Origin of the sequence: Sulfitobacter sp. S223 (assembly GCF_025143825.1) — a bacterium.
Lineage (GTDB): Bacteria > Pseudomonadota > Alphaproteobacteria > Rhodobacterales > Rhodobacteraceae > Sulfitobacter.
In genome coordinates, this window is sequence record NZ_CP083560.1 from 1992593 (window position 1) to 2008494 (window position 15902).

Annotated in this window: 16 protein-coding genes; 11 read left to right on the plus strand and 5 right to left on the minus strand. The window is 56.0% G+C overall.

Annotation, left to right across the window (positions count from 1 at the left end):
• The first annotated feature begins 49 nt into the window (after positions 1–49).
• The 7 genes from K3757_RS09575 (at position 50) to K3757_RS09605 (ending at position 5684) form a co-directional block, all read left to right on the plus strand.
• On the plus strand, positions 50–958 hold the full coding sequence (locus tag K3757_RS09575; protein WP_259995047.1) for a DMT family transporter: 909 nt from the start codon (positions 50–52) through the stop codon (positions 956–958).
• A 30-nt stretch (positions 959–988) separates the two neighbouring features.
• On the plus strand, positions 989–1837 hold the full coding sequence (locus tag K3757_RS09580) for an ATPase (protein ID WP_259995048.1): 849 nt from the start codon (positions 989–991) through the stop codon (positions 1835–1837).
• A gap of 79 nt (positions 1838–1916) precedes the next feature.
• Entirely contained in the window at positions 1917–2834 is a 918-nt protein-coding gene (gene metA / locus K3757_RS09585) for a homoserine O-succinyltransferase (RefSeq protein WP_259995050.1), read from the plus strand.
• A gap of 1 nt (position 2835) precedes the next feature.
• Positions 2836–3795 (plus strand): alpha/beta fold hydrolase, encoded by a 960-nt coding sequence (locus K3757_RS09590; RefSeq protein WP_259995052.1) that lies wholly within the window; start codon positions 2836–2838, stop codon positions 3793–3795.
• Positions 3796–3843: 48 nt separating this feature from the next.
• On the plus strand, positions 3844–4713 hold the full coding sequence (ppk2, locus tag K3757_RS09595; protein WP_259995054.1) for a polyphosphate kinase 2: 870 nt from the start codon (positions 3844–3846) through the stop codon (positions 4711–4713).
• Positions 4706–5323, plus strand: coding sequence for a TetR/AcrR family transcriptional regulator (locus tag K3757_RS09600; protein WP_259995056.1), 618 nt, complete (start codon positions 4706–4708; stop codon positions 5321–5323). Before ppk2 ends, K3757_RS09600 begins: the two co-directional genes overlap by 8 nt.
• Positions 5316–5684 (plus strand): hypothetical protein, encoded by a 369-nt coding sequence (locus K3757_RS09605; RefSeq protein ID WP_259995058.1) that lies wholly within the window; start codon positions 5316–5318, stop codon positions 5682–5684. Before K3757_RS09600 ends, K3757_RS09605 begins: the two co-directional genes overlap by 8 nt.
• Here K3757_RS09605 and K3757_RS09610 read toward each other — a convergent pair.
• From K3757_RS09610 to K3757_RS09625, 4 genes are all read right to left on the minus strand, one after another.
• Positions 5648–6667, minus strand: a complete 1020-nt coding sequence (locus K3757_RS09610) for an LLM class flavin-dependent oxidoreductase (protein ID WP_259995061.1) — start codon at positions 6665–6667, stop codon at positions 5648–5650. The genes K3757_RS09605 and K3757_RS09610 overlap by 37 nt on opposite strands.
• Before the next feature lie 1806 nt (positions 6668–8473).
• On the minus strand, positions 8474–8962 hold the full coding sequence (gene rpsI, locus K3757_RS09615; RefSeq protein WP_259995064.1) for a 30S ribosomal protein S9: 489 nt from the start codon (positions 8960–8962) through the stop codon (positions 8474–8476).
• A 2-nt stretch (positions 8963–8964) separates the two neighbouring features.
• Complete coding sequence (gene rplM / locus K3757_RS09620; RefSeq protein ID WP_259995066.1) at positions 8965–9426, minus strand: 50S ribosomal protein L13; 462 nt, start codon at positions 9424–9426, stop codon at positions 8965–8967.
• A gap of 242 nt (positions 9427–9668) precedes the next feature.
• Positions 9669–11078, minus strand: a complete 1410-nt coding sequence (locus tag K3757_RS09625; RefSeq protein ID WP_259995068.1) for a PLP-dependent aminotransferase family protein — start codon at positions 11076–11078, stop codon at positions 9669–9671.
• A gap of 98 nt (positions 11079–11176) precedes the next feature.
• Between K3757_RS09625 and K3757_RS09630 the strand changes: the two genes are divergently transcribed.
• A complete protein-coding gene (locus K3757_RS09630) occupies positions 11177–11410 on the plus strand; it encodes a DUF1127 domain-containing protein (protein ID WP_259995070.1) in 234 nt (77 codons plus the stop codon).
• Positions 11411–11502: 92 nt separating this feature from the next.
• On the opposite strand, the gene K3757_RS09635 is transcribed toward K3757_RS09630, so the two are convergent.
• Complete coding sequence (locus K3757_RS09635) at positions 11503–11943, minus strand: PaaI family thioesterase (protein WP_259995072.1); 441 nt, start codon at positions 11941–11943, stop codon at positions 11503–11505.
• Between the two features lie 57 nt (positions 11944–12000).
• On the opposite strand from K3757_RS09635, the gene K3757_RS09640 reads away from it, so the two are divergent.
• The 3 genes from K3757_RS09640 to trmFO all read left to right on the plus strand — a co-directional run bounded on the left by K3757_RS09640 (position 12001) and on the right by trmFO (position 15889).
• On the plus strand, positions 12001–12786 hold the full coding sequence (locus K3757_RS09640) for an enoyl-CoA hydratase (RefSeq protein WP_259995074.1): 786 nt from the start codon (positions 12001–12003) through the stop codon (positions 12784–12786).
• Positions 12787–12883: 97 nt separating this feature from the next.
• Entirely contained in the window at positions 12884–14197 is a 1314-nt protein-coding gene (locus K3757_RS09645; protein WP_259995075.1) for a cytochrome-c peroxidase, read from the plus strand.
• 348 nt (positions 14198–14545) lie between these two features.
• Positions 14546–15889 carry a methylenetetrahydrofolate--tRNA-(uracil(54)-C(5))-methyltransferase (FADH(2)-oxidizing) TrmFO gene (gene trmFO / locus K3757_RS09650; RefSeq protein WP_259995077.1) on the plus strand — a complete coding sequence of 448 codons (1344 nt, stop codon included), beginning with the start codon at positions 14546–14548 and terminating at the stop codon, positions 15887–15889.
• The last annotated feature ends 13 nt before the right edge of the window (positions 15890–15902 follow it).

Genomic DNA, 15902 nt, shown 5'->3' on the forward strand with positions numbered 1-15902 from the left:
GCGCATCATCCGGATCGTCACGTTGCGCCCGATGGGCTAGGTCATAGCGATGAATGAACGCACAATATCTACACAAAGCTGGGGGCTTCTGACCCTCCTTGCCCTGATTTGGGGCGCTTCTTTCCTGTCGATCCGCATCGCCTTGGACGAAGTCCCGCCGTTAACGGCCGTGGCACACCGCGTGGGCTGGGCGACGCTTGTCCTATGGGTCTACGTGCTGGTCCGAAAACTGCCCTTGCCACGCGGGCCCCACATCTGGATCGGATTTTTGGGCATGGGGTTGTTGAACAACGTCATACCCTTCAGCCTTATGGCATGGGGGCAGCTATATATCCCCTCTGGCCTCACCTCGATCTTCAATGCCACGACTGCCGTGTTCGGCGTGCTGGTCGCTGCGATATTCCTGAGTGATGAACGGCTCTCACCCCGTAAAGCCGTGGGGATTGCTGTTGGCTTTGCCGGTGTGACCACAGCCATCGGCCTGCAAAACCTGCGAGATTTTGATATCACGTCTCTGGCACAGCTGGCGGTACTTGCGGGTACACTATCCTATGCCCTTGCAGGCGTTTGGGCGCGCAAGCGCTTGTCCGGGCTGGAGCCACAGGTGGCCGCCGCCGGCATGCTCACGGCGTCAGCCCTCATGATGATTCCACTCGCATGGATTGTGGACGGTCCAATCCGGTTGGACCTTCAACCGCGCACCATAGCTGCCATCGCCTATTATGCGATCTGCGCTACGGCATTGGCCTATCTGTTATATTATAAGGTCCTGTCTCTCGCTGGAAGCGGCAACCTGATGCTGGTCACATTGTTGGTTGCGCCCGTCGCGATCCTTCTTGGTGCGCTGGTTCTGGGCGAAACCTTATCCCCCAATGCCTATAAGGGCTTTGCTTTGCTGGCGCTTGGTCTGGTGATCATCGACGGTCGCCTGATTGACCGGCTGCACCGCGCACGCTAGGGAAAGGGCAATACCAGCCCGGAGGCACCCATGCTCTATCCCGATGCAAAAAGCTGGCGCACAGCTGCGCATAAATCCGTCCTGTTTTTCGGCATGTCCGGCTTGGGCAAAACCCACGTTTCCAAGACACTGGTACAACAAGGTGGCTGGTTCCATTATTCAATTGATTACCGTATCGGCACCTCCGGTATGCACCGGCACATCAAGGATAATCTGATTGCGCACGCCATGCGAGAGCCGTTTCTGGCGGAAATGCTGCGTGCGGATGCTATGTATCTGGAACCCAATATACATGACCATGACCTGAGCGCTGTGTCGGCTTATTTGGGCAAGCCGGGTAATCCGGCAAAAGGCGGATTGCCAATGGCCGAATATACCACACGCCAAAGCCAGTTTCGCGAGGCGGAAATCGCGGCACTGATGGACACCGAGGCCTTCATGGCCCGCGCGCAGAACCTATATGGCTACCCAAACTTTATCTGCGACACCGGAGGCTCTATCTGCGAATGGATTGATCCGGAAAATGACGCAGACCCACTTTTGGACAAGCTTTCGGAAATATGTCTGCTCATCTGGATCAAGGGCGATGACGCCCATTCCCAAGAACTGATCCGGCGGTTTGACCGTGCGCCGAAACCTATGGCGTATCATCCTGACTTCCTTGCGCGGGTTTGGGACGAATATCTAAGCAAAAACAATATTAAAGAAGAAGATGTTGATCCGGACGCCTTCATTCGATGGACCTACGCGCAGGCTCTGGCGCACCGCCAGCCGCGCTATGAAGCGATGGCGCGTCACGGCATCACCGTCACGGCCGAGGAAATGCACGCGGTCACAAATTCTGATGACTTTGATGCGCTGATCGCCTCCAAGCTTTAGACACGATCCCGTGCGGCCCCTTGAGACTGTGGGCCTCCGGCTCTACTTGTAATGCCCGACTGATAAAAAGTACTGACACATGCCCATCAAAATTCCTGCTGCCCTGCCCGCCTACGAAGTTTTGACCCGTGAGGGCGTAAGTGTCATGGACGAAGATCAAGCTGCACTGCAGGACATTCGGCCTCTGCGCATCGCGTTGTTGAACCTGATGCCCAAGAAAATCCAGACAGAGAACCAGTTTGCGCGACTGATCGGTGCGACGCCGCTCCAGATTGAGCTGTCGCTGCTGCGCATGACCGATCACCAGACGCGCAACACAGCCGCCGAACATATGGAGAGCTTTTATCGCCCTGTCTCCGAAGTCTGGGATGAAAAGTTCGACGGCCTGATCATCACAGGCGCCCCGATCGAGCATCTAGAATTTCAGGACGTGGATTACTACTCAGAGCTTGAGCGCGTAATGGATTGGACCCAGACCAATGTTCAGTCCACCTTCGGCGTCTGCTGGGGTGCGATGGCGATGATCAATCACTTTCACGGCGTGAAAAAACACATCCTTGATGCAAAAGCGTTTGGCTGCTTTCGGCACCAGAACCTTGCGCCGGCCTCGCCCTATCTCAACGGGTTTTCCGACGATTGTGTGATCCCTGTCTCACGCTGGACCGAGATCCGCCAGAACGAGGTGGACAGCCACCCATCGTTGAAGACGCTTTTGGGCAGTGACGAAGTTGGCCCCGCATTGGTGGAAGACCCCGAACACCGCGCTATCTACATCTTCAATCACTTTGAATACGACCGTGACACACTAAAGCAAGAGTACGACCGCGATATCGAAGCAGGCACGCCCATCAATGTGCCCGTCAATTACTACACCAACGATGACCCCAGTTTGCCCCCGGTCAACCGCTGGCGCAGCCATGCGCATTTGCTTTTCGGCAACTGGATACAGGAAATCTATCAGTCAACGCCCTATGATATTGAAAAAATCGGCCTTTAAAATGTTGCTGTTCGTGTCAGTCGCTGTGACCTTGGTGGTCGCCGTACAATGGCGTGCCAGCGCACGCGAGGCGTCAGCGACCAAAAACTATCCCCCCCAAGGTCGGGTGGTTGATGTCGATGGCACTCCCGTTCACGTCTTGATCGAGGGCAGCGGTCCGGACCTGATATTGATCCACGGTGCCAGCGGCAATGTCCGCGACTGGACTTTTGATTTCGCTGACCGTGTGTCTGACCGCTACCGCGTGATTATGCTAGATCGTCCGGGTCTTGGCTGGACAGGTCGGCTGCCTGGCAAGGGCGGTGCATGGAATACAGCGAATGAAACCCCGATGGAGCAAGCAGCCCTGTTGCAAAAGGCCGCTGACATTGTGGGCGTGGACCGCCCCATCGTGGTCGGCCATTCCTTTGGGGGTGCGGTCGCGATGGCTTGGGCATTGAACAGGCCCAATGAAACTGCCGCTGTTGTCATGCTTGGGGCTGTTTCCAACCCTTGGCCGGGAGAGCTCGGTTGGACATATACCGTTGTCGGGACTGCGTTAGGTGGCGGGCTGTTGGTCCCCTTCATTTCCGCCTTCCTTCCACAAAGCTATGTGGACAGCAGCGTCGAGAGCATCTTCACACCCCAGCAAGCGCCGCCAGACTATGCCCACCACGTTGGTGCCGGTTTGGTTCTGCGCCGCGAAAGCCTGCGCGCCAATGCGCAGCAGGTCAATTATCTACGCCCTCATATCGTGAAAATGTCTCAACGGTATAATAGCTTGGACATGCCGATGGAGATCGTGCACGGCGACGCCGATACGATCGTCCCCCTGTCAGTCCACTCCGAACCTTTGTCCAAACAGGTGGCAGGTGCGCGGCTTACAGTACTGTCCGGTGTGGGCCATATGCCACATCATGCCGCCCCGGACGAAGTGGAGGCCGCAATTGACCGCGCCGCATCCCGTGCGGGTTTGCGTTAATCCCGTTAACATCGCATATTGAAAGAAATTTCACACAGGAGGCCCGTGATGGAGCTGCCCTTTGATGGTGCGATCAGCGCCTACTACGAAAACGATGCCCCAAAAGATATTCGTGAGGCCGTGAAAAAGGCCGAAAAGGATGACATTCTGACCGAAAGCTATCCGCACGACAGCAGGATGGGCAGAAAATCCTATGACCGCCAAATGGACGCCCTTCAAATTGAACTGGTGAAATTGCAATCTTGGGTCCGCGACAGCGGAACGCGGATCGCGATCTTGTTCGAAGGGCGTGACGCTGCAGGAAAAGGCGGCACCATCGGGCGCTTCCGTATGAATCTCAACCCGCGTGATGCGCATGTGATCGCCCTTGCAAAGCCTACCGATGAAGAACGCAGCCAATGGTATTTCCAGCGGTATATCAAACACCTCCCCTCGGCCGGTGAAATCGCGTTCTTTGACCGCTCATGGTACAATCGGGGCGTTGTCGAGCCTGTCTTTGGCTTTTGCACGCCGGATGAAAACACGCAGTTTTTCCAACAGGTTCAACCGTTCGAGCAGATGTTGGTCGAAGACGGTGTTCACCTGTTCAAGTTCTGGCTGAACGTAGGTCGTGCCGAACAATTGCGCCGGATGCTCGCGCGCGAGAGTGATCCGCTTAAGCAATGGAAGCTGTCGGGCATTGATGTCAAAGGCTTGAGCCTTTGGAATGAATACACCGCTGCCATTCAGGACACGCTGGCGCGCAGTCACACACTTCTTGCTCCATGGACGGTTGTGCGGTCTGACGACAAACGCCGTGCACGCCTGAACGCCATTCGGACCGTTTTGCACCAGTTCGATTACACGCGTAAGGACGTAGACGCGATCGGGCCGATCGACAGCACCGTTTGCGGTGGGCCAGAGATTTGGGATGTCTAAGCGTGGCTATCATCACGGCAATCTAAGGCAGGCCTTGGTTGATGCTGCGCTAAAGCTGATTGAGCTGCGCGGCCCGACCGGCTTTACCCTGTCAGAGGCCGCAAAACAGGCGGGTGTCACACCCGCTGCCGTCTACCGACATTTCGAAGGGCGCGAGGACCTGATTGCCGAAGCGGCCCTGCAGGGGTACGAGATTTTCGGCGACCTGATGCAATACACCTATGAAAGCGGCCAGCCGTCTGCGCTGCAAGCGTTCGAGGCGACAGGCCGTGCCTACCTCGCTTTTGCGCGCAAATACCCGGGCCATTACATTGCGATGTTTGAAAGTGGTGTGCAGATCAACCGGTCTGCGGCCTTGGCGGCAGTGGCCAACCGCGCGAATGCCGTGCTGGAACAGGCGGCCACCGATCTAAGCCAGCATATTCCAGAAGATAAACGCCCCCCTGCCTCTATGTTCTCGGCTCATATCTGGGCGCTGAGCCATGGTGTAGTGGAATTATTTGCCCGAAACTCGCCCGGTCGTGCCTCCCCTTTCCCGCCCGAAGACTTGTTGGAGACGGGCATCGGGATCTATTTGCGCGGCCTGGGGCTGATCGCACCCGATGATTAGGCTTTGGGAGCGGCTGCCGCTGACATGGCGGTTCATGGCGCAGGAATATGGCGTACTTGTACTTGCGGGGGGTATTTTCGCGGTTGCTACCCTGACCTTCTTTATCCTTGCCAAGCCCGACAGGCACACGCATCTGCGCTTTGTCTCGGTGCAGACTGTGTCGATGTTTGACACTTCCAGCGACAGCGGATTTACATTTCACGCGGTTGTCAGGTTGCCCGACGGCACTCAAACGAAGGTCTCCACCAGCAGCTTTGCTGCGGCGCAGTGGTTCCTCAAAGATACCTGTGTCGAGGAGCGAATACGCGAAAGCGGGCGCGTGTTCTATAAACTCGTAGCCCCTGACAACTGTTTACCCTGAACAAGATCACCCATCGCCTCAGCAGCAATGGTAAAGGAGCGTTTGCGCGCCGCGTGATCGTGAATTTGGCCCGTCAGGATCAGCTCGTCCGGCTGGTATTTCGTCACCAGCTCTGCCAGCTGCCGCCGCACAGTCTCGGGCGCGCCGGTTGCGGTGATCCTCAGCGCTTGATCCACACCCCGTCGCAGGGCGGGGCCGATTTCAGCATCGATATCGTCCACGGGACGCGGCAACTTCCCGGGCATTCCACTACGCAGGCGCGCGAAGGCCTGCTGTACAGAAGTCCGCAGATAGGCCGCCTCGGCGTCGCTATCTGCACCGATGACGTTCACCGCCAGCATGAATTTGGGCGCATCAAGACTTTCTGAGGGTTTGAAATCACGGCGATAGATATAGGCCGCATCTTCCAGCGCGTCCGGCGCGAAATGAGACGCAAACGCGTAAGGCAGGCCAAAATGCGCCGCCAGTTGCGCACCATACAGCGAAGAGCCCAGAATCCATAACGGCACATGAGTGCCCTGCCCCGGATGCGCCTGAACAGCTGCGCGCGGGTCGGCATCATCGAGATATCCCATCAGCTCGGCCACTTCGGCGGGAAAGTTGTCCTCGCCGGTACGGCCCCGCCGCAATGCGTGCCAGACAGCTTGATCACCCCCCGGCGCGCGGCCCAGCCCCAGATCGATCCGGTCACCGTACAGCGTGGCAAGCGTGCCGAATTGCTCTGCAATCGTTAGTGGCGCGTGGTTCGGCAGCATCACACCGCCTGCCCCCACGCGAATGGTCTTTGTCTTGCCTGCCACATGACCCAACAGCACGGCCGTCGCCGCAGAGGCAATACCCGGCATGTTGTGATGTTCTGCCATCCAATAGCGGTGATAGCCCAAAGCCTCGGCATGCTGGGCCAGATCGGCAGTGTTTTGCATGGCATCAGCCGCACTATGCCCCTCGGGCACGGGGCACAGATCGAGGATAGAGTATTTCATGGGCATTCCTAATTACTTACCCCTCTACATAGGCATGCGAAAGGGTCCTCGAAAGGGGCGTCTAGTCGAAAGATAGTGAAGATTCCGCCGCTGTCGTTAGATTTTGCATTCCGGATTTCCGAACTTGGCTAGACAGGCCTTTTGCGTGCATACGGTGATCTGCGCATCACGCTGCGGCTTATTCCGGTCCACAGTCCGGATCGCCGGATATCTAAGGTATTCAGTCCGCATCACCGGTGTACAGATGATCTTCTGACCTTTTTCCTTACAGGTTGTTCGGCCGGTCGGAACCCGTCTGGATTCTGTCACATAATAGAATTCTTGTTCATAACGCGGTGGAATCTTCGTGAACCACTCGGCGACGCAAACATTACGCTCAGCCCTGTACTCAGGCGTACCACAGCCCACCAGAAGCCCTGCGATAGCTATGAGGCAAACTCTTCTCAACATAGTGATACTTCGTGTGCATAGATTCAATTCACCATCCCCCATCATTAAACAAATCCACGCCAAGGCATCTGGATTCATCGCACTGTCTGATTTGGCAGAACCGATCCTACCTGAATCAAGTATGCGCCCAACAGCCGCGTTTGGGAATGACGCAGGTGGCAAAAACCACATGCCCAAACTGATCCACCGACATTTTAGGCAAGATCGAACGCCCGATGATGCGGGCAGTCTCAAACAGGTCGAACCTGTTTCACCCAAACCAGAGAGATGATCTATAATATCAAATGCTCGGAAAATCAAAAGTCCGATCAATGTCCTAGCCGTCAAAGCCTCAGCGTAGACCTGTAAATTGTGGTTCTTATTCTTCAGTAAGGTAATACGCGCGCCACTATTTTGGTCATTACGAAACCCCTTTAGCATCACAGCGAATACATCGCGCTTTTTGCAAATTTTGGGTCAGTTTTTTGGATTTTGCAGTCAGCGGTTTTGATAATAAACCTCGTCTCGAGCCACCGAGCAGAGGCCCCTTGTGCTGAATTGGGATGATTTAAAGCACTGTCTTGCGTTGGACGGCCACGATTTGCTGCAAAATGCCAGACCACGGGAACCATATCTGCGCCCAAGCCTCCAACCTGTCTATCTACCTCTATGCCTCTGCCCACAGCGATAGCTTGCCGAACGATTTGGTAGAGATTGATTATGACGGCATTTCCATTCAACCAAAAGTTTACGGATTTGACATGCCGTCTATTCCGAAACTGCGGGAAGAACGTTGCCCCAATCGGACTGACATAAACGAGGAAACCGCACAAAATCGCAAGTGTTGCTTTGCATTTCTGTCTATCGCTGATGCCGTAAAACGTTGCAAGCTACCATGACCCAAGAGGTATTGCGCACCAGATAGAGGCAAAGTTAAACAAGGGAACAGAGTATATCCCTTGGACTATGCATATCGTTTCGGGGAGATCGTTGATCCTGGCTGGCACGCAACCCTTCAACAGTATGGGAGGGCTCTCTTGGCACAACGTTCTTCCCGCATTTTCTCCAAACAACCGCCATTGCGCATCATTAGGTGCTGGTGCGTGTTCATTTTGTATCCGCTGGCCTTGTCATCACCTTGGGCAAACGCACGCGCCTTGTGGCAGCTTTTGTACTGTCGATAGTATCTTGATGCCGCTTGGCCAGAACCTGTTGGCTATCCTTGCTATCGTACTCGTCAAGCTCGTTGTCAGGGGCGATGGCAGTCACGCCATGCGTTCCCAAGGACGGTAAAACAACCCGCTCTTACACACTTACACTTAACAACAAAAAAGGCCGCCTCTGAGAGGCGGCCTTTCTTTTTGTCTGGTAGAAAGCTTAACGCTTGGAGAACTGGAAGCTCTTACGCGCTTTGGCCTTACCGTATTTCTTACGCTCAACCACACGGCTGTCACGGGTCAGGAAACCTGCCGCTTTCAGCGCGCCGCGCAGGGAGGGATCGTACAGCTGCAGTGCTTTGGACACGCCGTGCTTAACCGCACCGGCCTGACCGGACAAACCGCCGCCCTTCACTGTGGCATAAACGTCAAACTGACCGTCTGTGCCTGTGATGCTGAAAGGCTGCTGAAGGATCATCTGAAGAACGGGGCGCGCAAAATATTCGTTCTGCGGCTTGCCGTTTACGACAACCTTACCGGAACCTGGCTTGATCCAGACGCGGGCAACCGCATCTTTACGCTTGCCGGTTGCATAGGCGCGGCCGAATTCGTCACGAACGGGCTCGCGTGGGGTCAGCTCTACTTCTGGAGTGGCTTCAATGCCGGCTACAGATGCGAGATCTTCGAGTGTGTTGATTTCGTCAGCCATGCTCATGCGCTCCGTGTGTTTTTCTTGTTCATGGATGCAACATCCAGAACTGTAGGCTCTTGAGCCTCATGAGGATGCTCACCACCGGCGTATACACGCAGGTTTGTCATGATCTGGCGGCTCAGGCGGTTGCCAGGCAGCATGCGCTTGACCGCTTGGGTCACGATACGCTCGGGGTGCTTGCCCTCGAGAATGTCAGCTTTTGAGCGCTCTTTGATGCCACCGGGGTGACCCGTGTGCCAATAGAACATCTCTTCACGCTTCTTGCCGGTCATCTGGATTTTCTCGGCGTTGATTACGATGACGTTGTCGCCGCAATCCATGTGAGGTGTGAAGGACGGCTTGTGCTTGCCGCGCAGACGCATGGCAATAACCGAAGCAAGACGGCCCAGCACGATGCCTTCGGCATCAATGATGATCCATTTCTTGTCGATGTCTGCCGGTGTTGCAGAAAAGGTTTTCATATACGGTAATCCCGTTTGTGTGGTGACAGGGGCGATAGCCCGATGTGATGGGCGGGTTATAACCATGCCGCGGGCCACGTCAAGCGGGACAAAACCTAATAAATCAAGCAAATACAGAGAGTTACAATTAAGGTATTATTTTACCCCATAAATTGGCACCTTGGAGACCCGAAGAACGCCGCATCCGTCTGTTTTCGGCCCACCCCCGCCGGCAGAGTCCGCATTCGACGGATCATTCCCGCCTAAACGCCGATCTCTTCGGTGGGATTATCCAGCAATTCTCGCAAGCGCACCATCGCGGCCTCGAAGCTTGCAAGGCTCACGCCTGCATTAACGGCCATACGCACCGCATGGGGAGTTTGCGCATTGCGCGCGGCAAACTCTTCTGCTGCCCGTACCCGCACGCCAACCGTCTCGGCGGCGCGACAAAATGCGTTCGCACGCCAGCCGGACGGTAGTGTCAACCAGAAAAACGGCACATCGGGCCGCCAGCACAGCTCGTACCCGCCAAGAATGTTCACCGCCGTTTTTACATAAGAACCAATACCATCCCGTGTTCGGGCAGTGATCTCTTCTAGCTGGGGATGTGAAAGAAGCAGCGATGCCAGATCGGTCATCGGGGTGGCCAGACCAAAGAAGCCGTGCTCGGCGCTGCGGTGAAGAGCCGCGGCCTGCTTGCGTGGACCGATCGCACACCCCAATCGCAAGGCCGGCGAAATGGTTTTACTGACCGACGTAATGTACCAGCCCCGCTCAGGCGCAAGCTGGCGATATCCGGGAGCCTGTGCAGGTCCGATCCGATAACAGTCATCTTCAACGATTTGCAGGTGATAGCGGCGGGCCACCGCAACAATCTCTTCCCGGCGCGCCAAGGGGGTAAATCCACACGTGGGGCTGTGAACTTCGGGAGATGTACATAGAATCTGCGCTTCGGGGTATCTTTCAGCCGCTGCCGTGAGGGCAATAGGGCAGACGCCATGCTCATCCATCGCAACCGGCACAACCTCGGCGCGCAATGCCGCAGCCACACGACGAAAGCCGGGATAGCAAAGCTCTTCAAGAAACACGACAGGCCTGCGACCCGATAGGATCGTCTGGAAAATCAGCATTATCGCGTTCTGCCCGCCATGGGAAAGCACGATGTCCGATTCATTCAAAGGCCCCAATGTGACGTCACGCAACCAGTGCAACATCGCCTCGCGCGCGGGTTGGGCGCCACGTCGGGACGGATAGTGCATCAGGCCCGATGGCGGGTCTTGGGCAATTTGCGCCATAAGCTTGCGGATCAGCGCCGATTGCCCGCCGTTAGGCAGATGGGGCGAGAATAGATTAACGTCATAATTGTTCCCACCGGTCCGATGCTCGATCACATCCATTTCCAACAGGTTCAAAGGCGGTTCTGTCTTGGGCGCTGCAACGAAGGTCCCGCGCCCGACCTCTGCGGTCAGCACTCCCTCATCCGTCAGAACAGTATAGGCCCGCGCCACCGTGCCCGGCGTCATTTCCAATTTCCATCCCAGATCGCGCACCGGAGGAAGCTTATCCCCAACCGATAGCGCGCCTGACGTGATCGCAGATCTGATTGCACGCACCACGGCGCGGTATTTCGGTTTGACAGCGGGATCGACCTCGGGGGTCCAAATTGTATCCATTACAATGTTTCCATAGAACTGCGCGAAATTGCATTGTACCAATACTCATGGCGATACTGCCTAATTGTGTCAATACAATTATTCAAGGAGATTTACCCATGACACAGACAGCGACCATGAACACTGATGCCCTTGCGGTTCTCAACACCACACGCAGCTTGCCGCTGCTGGCGGTCATCAGCGTAAAATTTGCGGCGCTCGTCACGAAATGGGTTGCCCGCAATCGCACCCGCCAAGCCCTGCGTACGCTTGAGGCATGGCAGCTTGCGGATGTGGGGATTACATCTGACGCGGCTCTGATTGAGGCGCGCAAGGTGTTCTGGAAAGCGTGACACCCCGTGGCGCTAAGCCAGACCTCTTCACTTGGGCAGGGTTCACCCCTGCCCTTTTTTGATACAATTTCTAAGTTAGACCAGATTGTACCCTAAAGCGATTTAATCGGCGGAATGGCATAGGTCATCGTCGCCTGAGCGACCGGCTGATCCATCCCTTCGGAAAAGATCAGCACGTGTGATACTGACAATTGCCGCCCCAGCTTTAACAGTTTTGCGGTCGCAATCAGATCAACCCCCGCGACGGGCTTGCGCATAAAATCCATTGAACAGTTTGTCGTAACAGCCAGCGCCTTAGGACCGATCATGGCAAGCGTAGCGATGTAGGCCGCCACATCGGCAAGCGCGAACATTGATGGCCCCGAAACCGTCCCCCCGGGGCGCAGATGCTTTTCCGAAATATTCAACCGCATGGTCACCTCGTTAGGCTTGACCTCTTCAACGGTGAAATCATCTGCCACCTGCTGGAATACTTCGCGCATGAATGCCATCAATTGTGGCGCATCCATCATCACTTCACCGCTACCGGCCATACTTGTCCTCCTCCTATTATTGCCGCTAGACTTGCCGCAACATAAGGAGCGCGCAAGATGGCAATTTTGGAAGTAACGCAACGGGACGCGGTGACCCTGCTCACTTTGAACAGCCCCGAGAAGCTTAATGCGCTCAGCGACGAGATGCTGGCCGCCTTGCAAGAAACGCTTGACCAGCTGGCCGATGATCCAACTTGCCGCGTCATAATCATTGCCGGCGCGGGCAAAGCGTTTTGTGCAGGCCACGATCTGCGGCAGATGCAAGCCATGCGAAAGACCGAAGACAACGGCGCCGCTGCGTTTGCCGATCTTTTCTCTCGCTGTACGGATGTGATGATGCGCATCCAGAGCATGCCGCAACCGGTCATTGCACAGGTCCACGGCATTGCCACCGCCGCGGGCTGCCAGTTGGTCGCAACCTGCGATATGGCCATTGCCGGAGAAGGAACACGCTTTGGCGTCAACGGCGTGAACATCGGGTTGTTCTGCTCTACCCCGATGGTCGCGCTCAGCCGCAATATCGCGCCCAAAAAGGCGTTCGAGATGCTGACCACCGGAGATTTCATTTCCGCCGAGCGGGCAGAAGAATTAGGCCTGATCAACCGCGTTGTTGCACCAGACGCGCTGGCGGAAGAGACAGCGGCACTCGCAGAGCAGATTGCTGCCAAATTGGGGTCTGCCGTAAAGATCGGAAAACGCGCCTTTTATGAACAATTGGCCATGGATACAGCAGCGGCCTATGCGCACACAGGCGTGGTCATGGTCGAAAACCTAAGCTATCAAGATACAAACGAAGGCATGCAGGCCTTTATTGAAAAGCGACCACCAGACTGGAAACAATAACTGTTTCCCAAAACTGCACGGTGTTTTTCCAAAGTCTTTGTCGTTTTTGTGTCAAAATTTGGGTAACCCTCGTCACATTCTCTTGAGGAGCAGTGTGATGTTGAAACGATCGCTTGGCGCGGTGTGTGTAGTTTTGTTTGGTAGCGTCGCCGCTTTTGCGGGACCTCTACCGGCACCGGTAAGCGATGATAACTTCCACAGCTCCCCCGCCGAACTGATTGCTCTGGGGCGCGATCTGTTCTTTGATCCCATCCTGTCCGGCAATCGCAACATCGCCTGCGCCACCTGTCATCACCCAACGCTGGGAACCTCGGACGCCATGTCCCTGTCTCTTGGTGAAGGGGGCATCGGCCTTGGGGAATCGCGCAGCATTGACGCCGCCAACAAACCAAAGACCCGAATCCCGCGTAACGCACCTGCCCTGTTCAATCTGGGCGCCAAGGAATTCACGGTGATGTTCCATGACGGACGCACGGCGAAAGACCGCCATGCGATGTTTGGCATCCGTATGCCCCAAGGACGCACGCTTGAACGGCCAATGCCGTCTGCCTTGGCGGCCCAGAACATCCTGCCCGTCCTTTCGCCTGCCGAAATGGCCGGCGACCCCGGCGAAAACGACGTGGCTGATGCCGTGGCAGCAGAGCGTATCCTTGGCCCAAATGGCGCATGGGACATCCTTGCGCACCGCATCGATGCGATCCCTGAATACCGGCAGCGATTTGGTCAGCTAGGCATCACCGGCATCCACATCAATGACATCGGTACTGCGCTTGCAGCCTTCATCGGGTCGGAATTTCGCGCCGACGAAAGCCCCTTTGACAAATTCCTTCGCGGCGAAGACGCGATGACCGAAGTGCAGTTAGAAGGCATGGACCTGTTCTATGGCAAAGCGCGCTGTTCGACCTGCCACTCCGGGTCTTTCCAGACCGATCACAATTTTCATGCCATTGGTCTGCCGCAGCTGGGACCAGGGAAAGACGGCTATGCCGATACTGGCCACGGCATGGTCACAGGTGTGGCTGACGATATGTACCGGTTTCGCACGCCATCTTTACGCAATGTGACCGAAACAGCGCCCTACGGGCATAATGGCGCCTACTCCAATCTTGAAGATGTCGTCATACATCATCTGGATGCGGTTAAAGGTCTAGCCAAATATGACCGCAGCAAAGCACGGCTGTCAGGCGATCTTGAAGCATATGACTGGTCAGCGATGGACAATTTCGACGAAGTCATGCGCATAGCCGAAGCCATCGAGATTTCGGATGTGGCGCTGGATCAGGTCGAGATTGATAAGATCATGGCGTTTCTCGGCGCTCTTACGGACCCAACAGCGGGAAAACGCGGACTTGGCGTGCCCGCGTCAGTACCTTCGGGGCTGCAACTGGATCAGCTCGCCCCTCCCTCCTGACCACTTAGCACCAACAGACCAAGGCCCCGAACACATACTCTTACGGGGAATTTCTGCGTCTTATTCACACTGTTGCGGATTTGGCACCTCAGTGTTGCCAAACTACGTCTGGCAAATCTGGCACGATTAAGGCACGAATACGTCATAGCACGATGTGCTGCCCCATTTTGGGTCGCCGTAGGCGGAAGATCCCTCCAGATCGGACTCTCATCTGATCCCCTCTTTCCCGCAGCGGCGACCCCAAAATCCCATCCTTTCTGCACGATCTCAACGGCACCAGTCGTCTTGTCGCAGGTCCGTTGCCTACGCCCTGTTGCACCGCTGCGTCTGCTGGATTATCTGCGGAGCATGGATAACACATTACACATCATCGGCGGCGGTATGGCCGGATCAGAGGCCGCTTGGCAGGCTGCAAACCTTGGCATCAAGGTAGTCATTCACGAAATGCGTCCCAAGGTGGAAACTTTCGCCCACCAAACAGGACTGCTTGGTGAGATGGTTTGTTCCAATTCATTCCGCTCTGACGACAGTGAACAGAACGCCGTCGGGCTGCTGCACTGGGAAATGCGCCAGGCCAACGGGTTGATCATGCAAACCGCAGAGAAACACCGCCTGCCGGCCGGTGGAGCATTGGCAGTGGACCGTGATCCGTTTGCACAATCCGTGACCGACGCGCTGATGGCGCACCCTAATGTTTCCGTAGAATACGGAGAGATCACCTCTCTTCCCGACAGCGGCCACTGGATCATTGCAACTGGTCCGCTGACATCCTCAGCTTTGGGCACAGCCATTGCGGCCGAAACCGGTGCCGAGGCGCTAGCGTTCTTCGACGCGATCGCACCCATCGTTTATCACGAGAGCATCGACATGAGCAAAGCGTGGATGCAATCACGCTATGACAAGGGCGAAACCGAAGAGGAACGGACAGCCTACCTCAACTGCCCGATGGACAAAGACCAGTACGAGGCCTTCATCGACGCACTCATGGCCGCAGACAAGACCGAGTTTCATGAGGGTGAGACCGCAGGCTACTTTGATGGCTGCCTGCCGATCGAGGTCATGGCAGAGCGTGGTCGCGAAACTTTGCGTTTCGGTCCGATGAAGCCTGTCGGCCTGACCAATCCGCATCAGCCCGACGTGAAGCCATACGCAGTGGTACAGCTGCGCCGCGACAACAAACTTGGCACTCTCTACAATATCGTCGGCTTTCAAACAAAGATGAAGTACGGCGCGCAAACGGATGTTTTCAAAAGCATTCCGGGACTTGAAAATGCCAGCTTTGCGCGATTGGGTGGCATCCACCGGAACACATTCCTGAATTCGCCCACCTTACTGGATGGTCAGATGCGCCTGAAATCCCGGCCCAATGTCCGCTTTGCGGGCCAGATCACCGGAGTCGAAGGCTATGTTGAAAGCGCTGCGATGGGCTTGCTTGCGGGTCGCTTGGCGGCAGCGCAGATCAACGGCACGACCCTTGATACACCGCCGCCAACCACTGCTACCGGCGCGCTGATTACCCATATCTCAGGCGGAGCCGAAGCTAAGACATTTCAACCGATGAACGTGAATTTCGGCCTCTTCCCCGCGGTGGAGGGTCTGAAAAGCGGCCGTCGGGGGCGCAAAGACCGCTACAAAGCCTACACAGATCGCGCCAAGCAAGACTGGCAAGTCTGGCTTGGCTCTGGACAATAAAGCAGGCACGCTT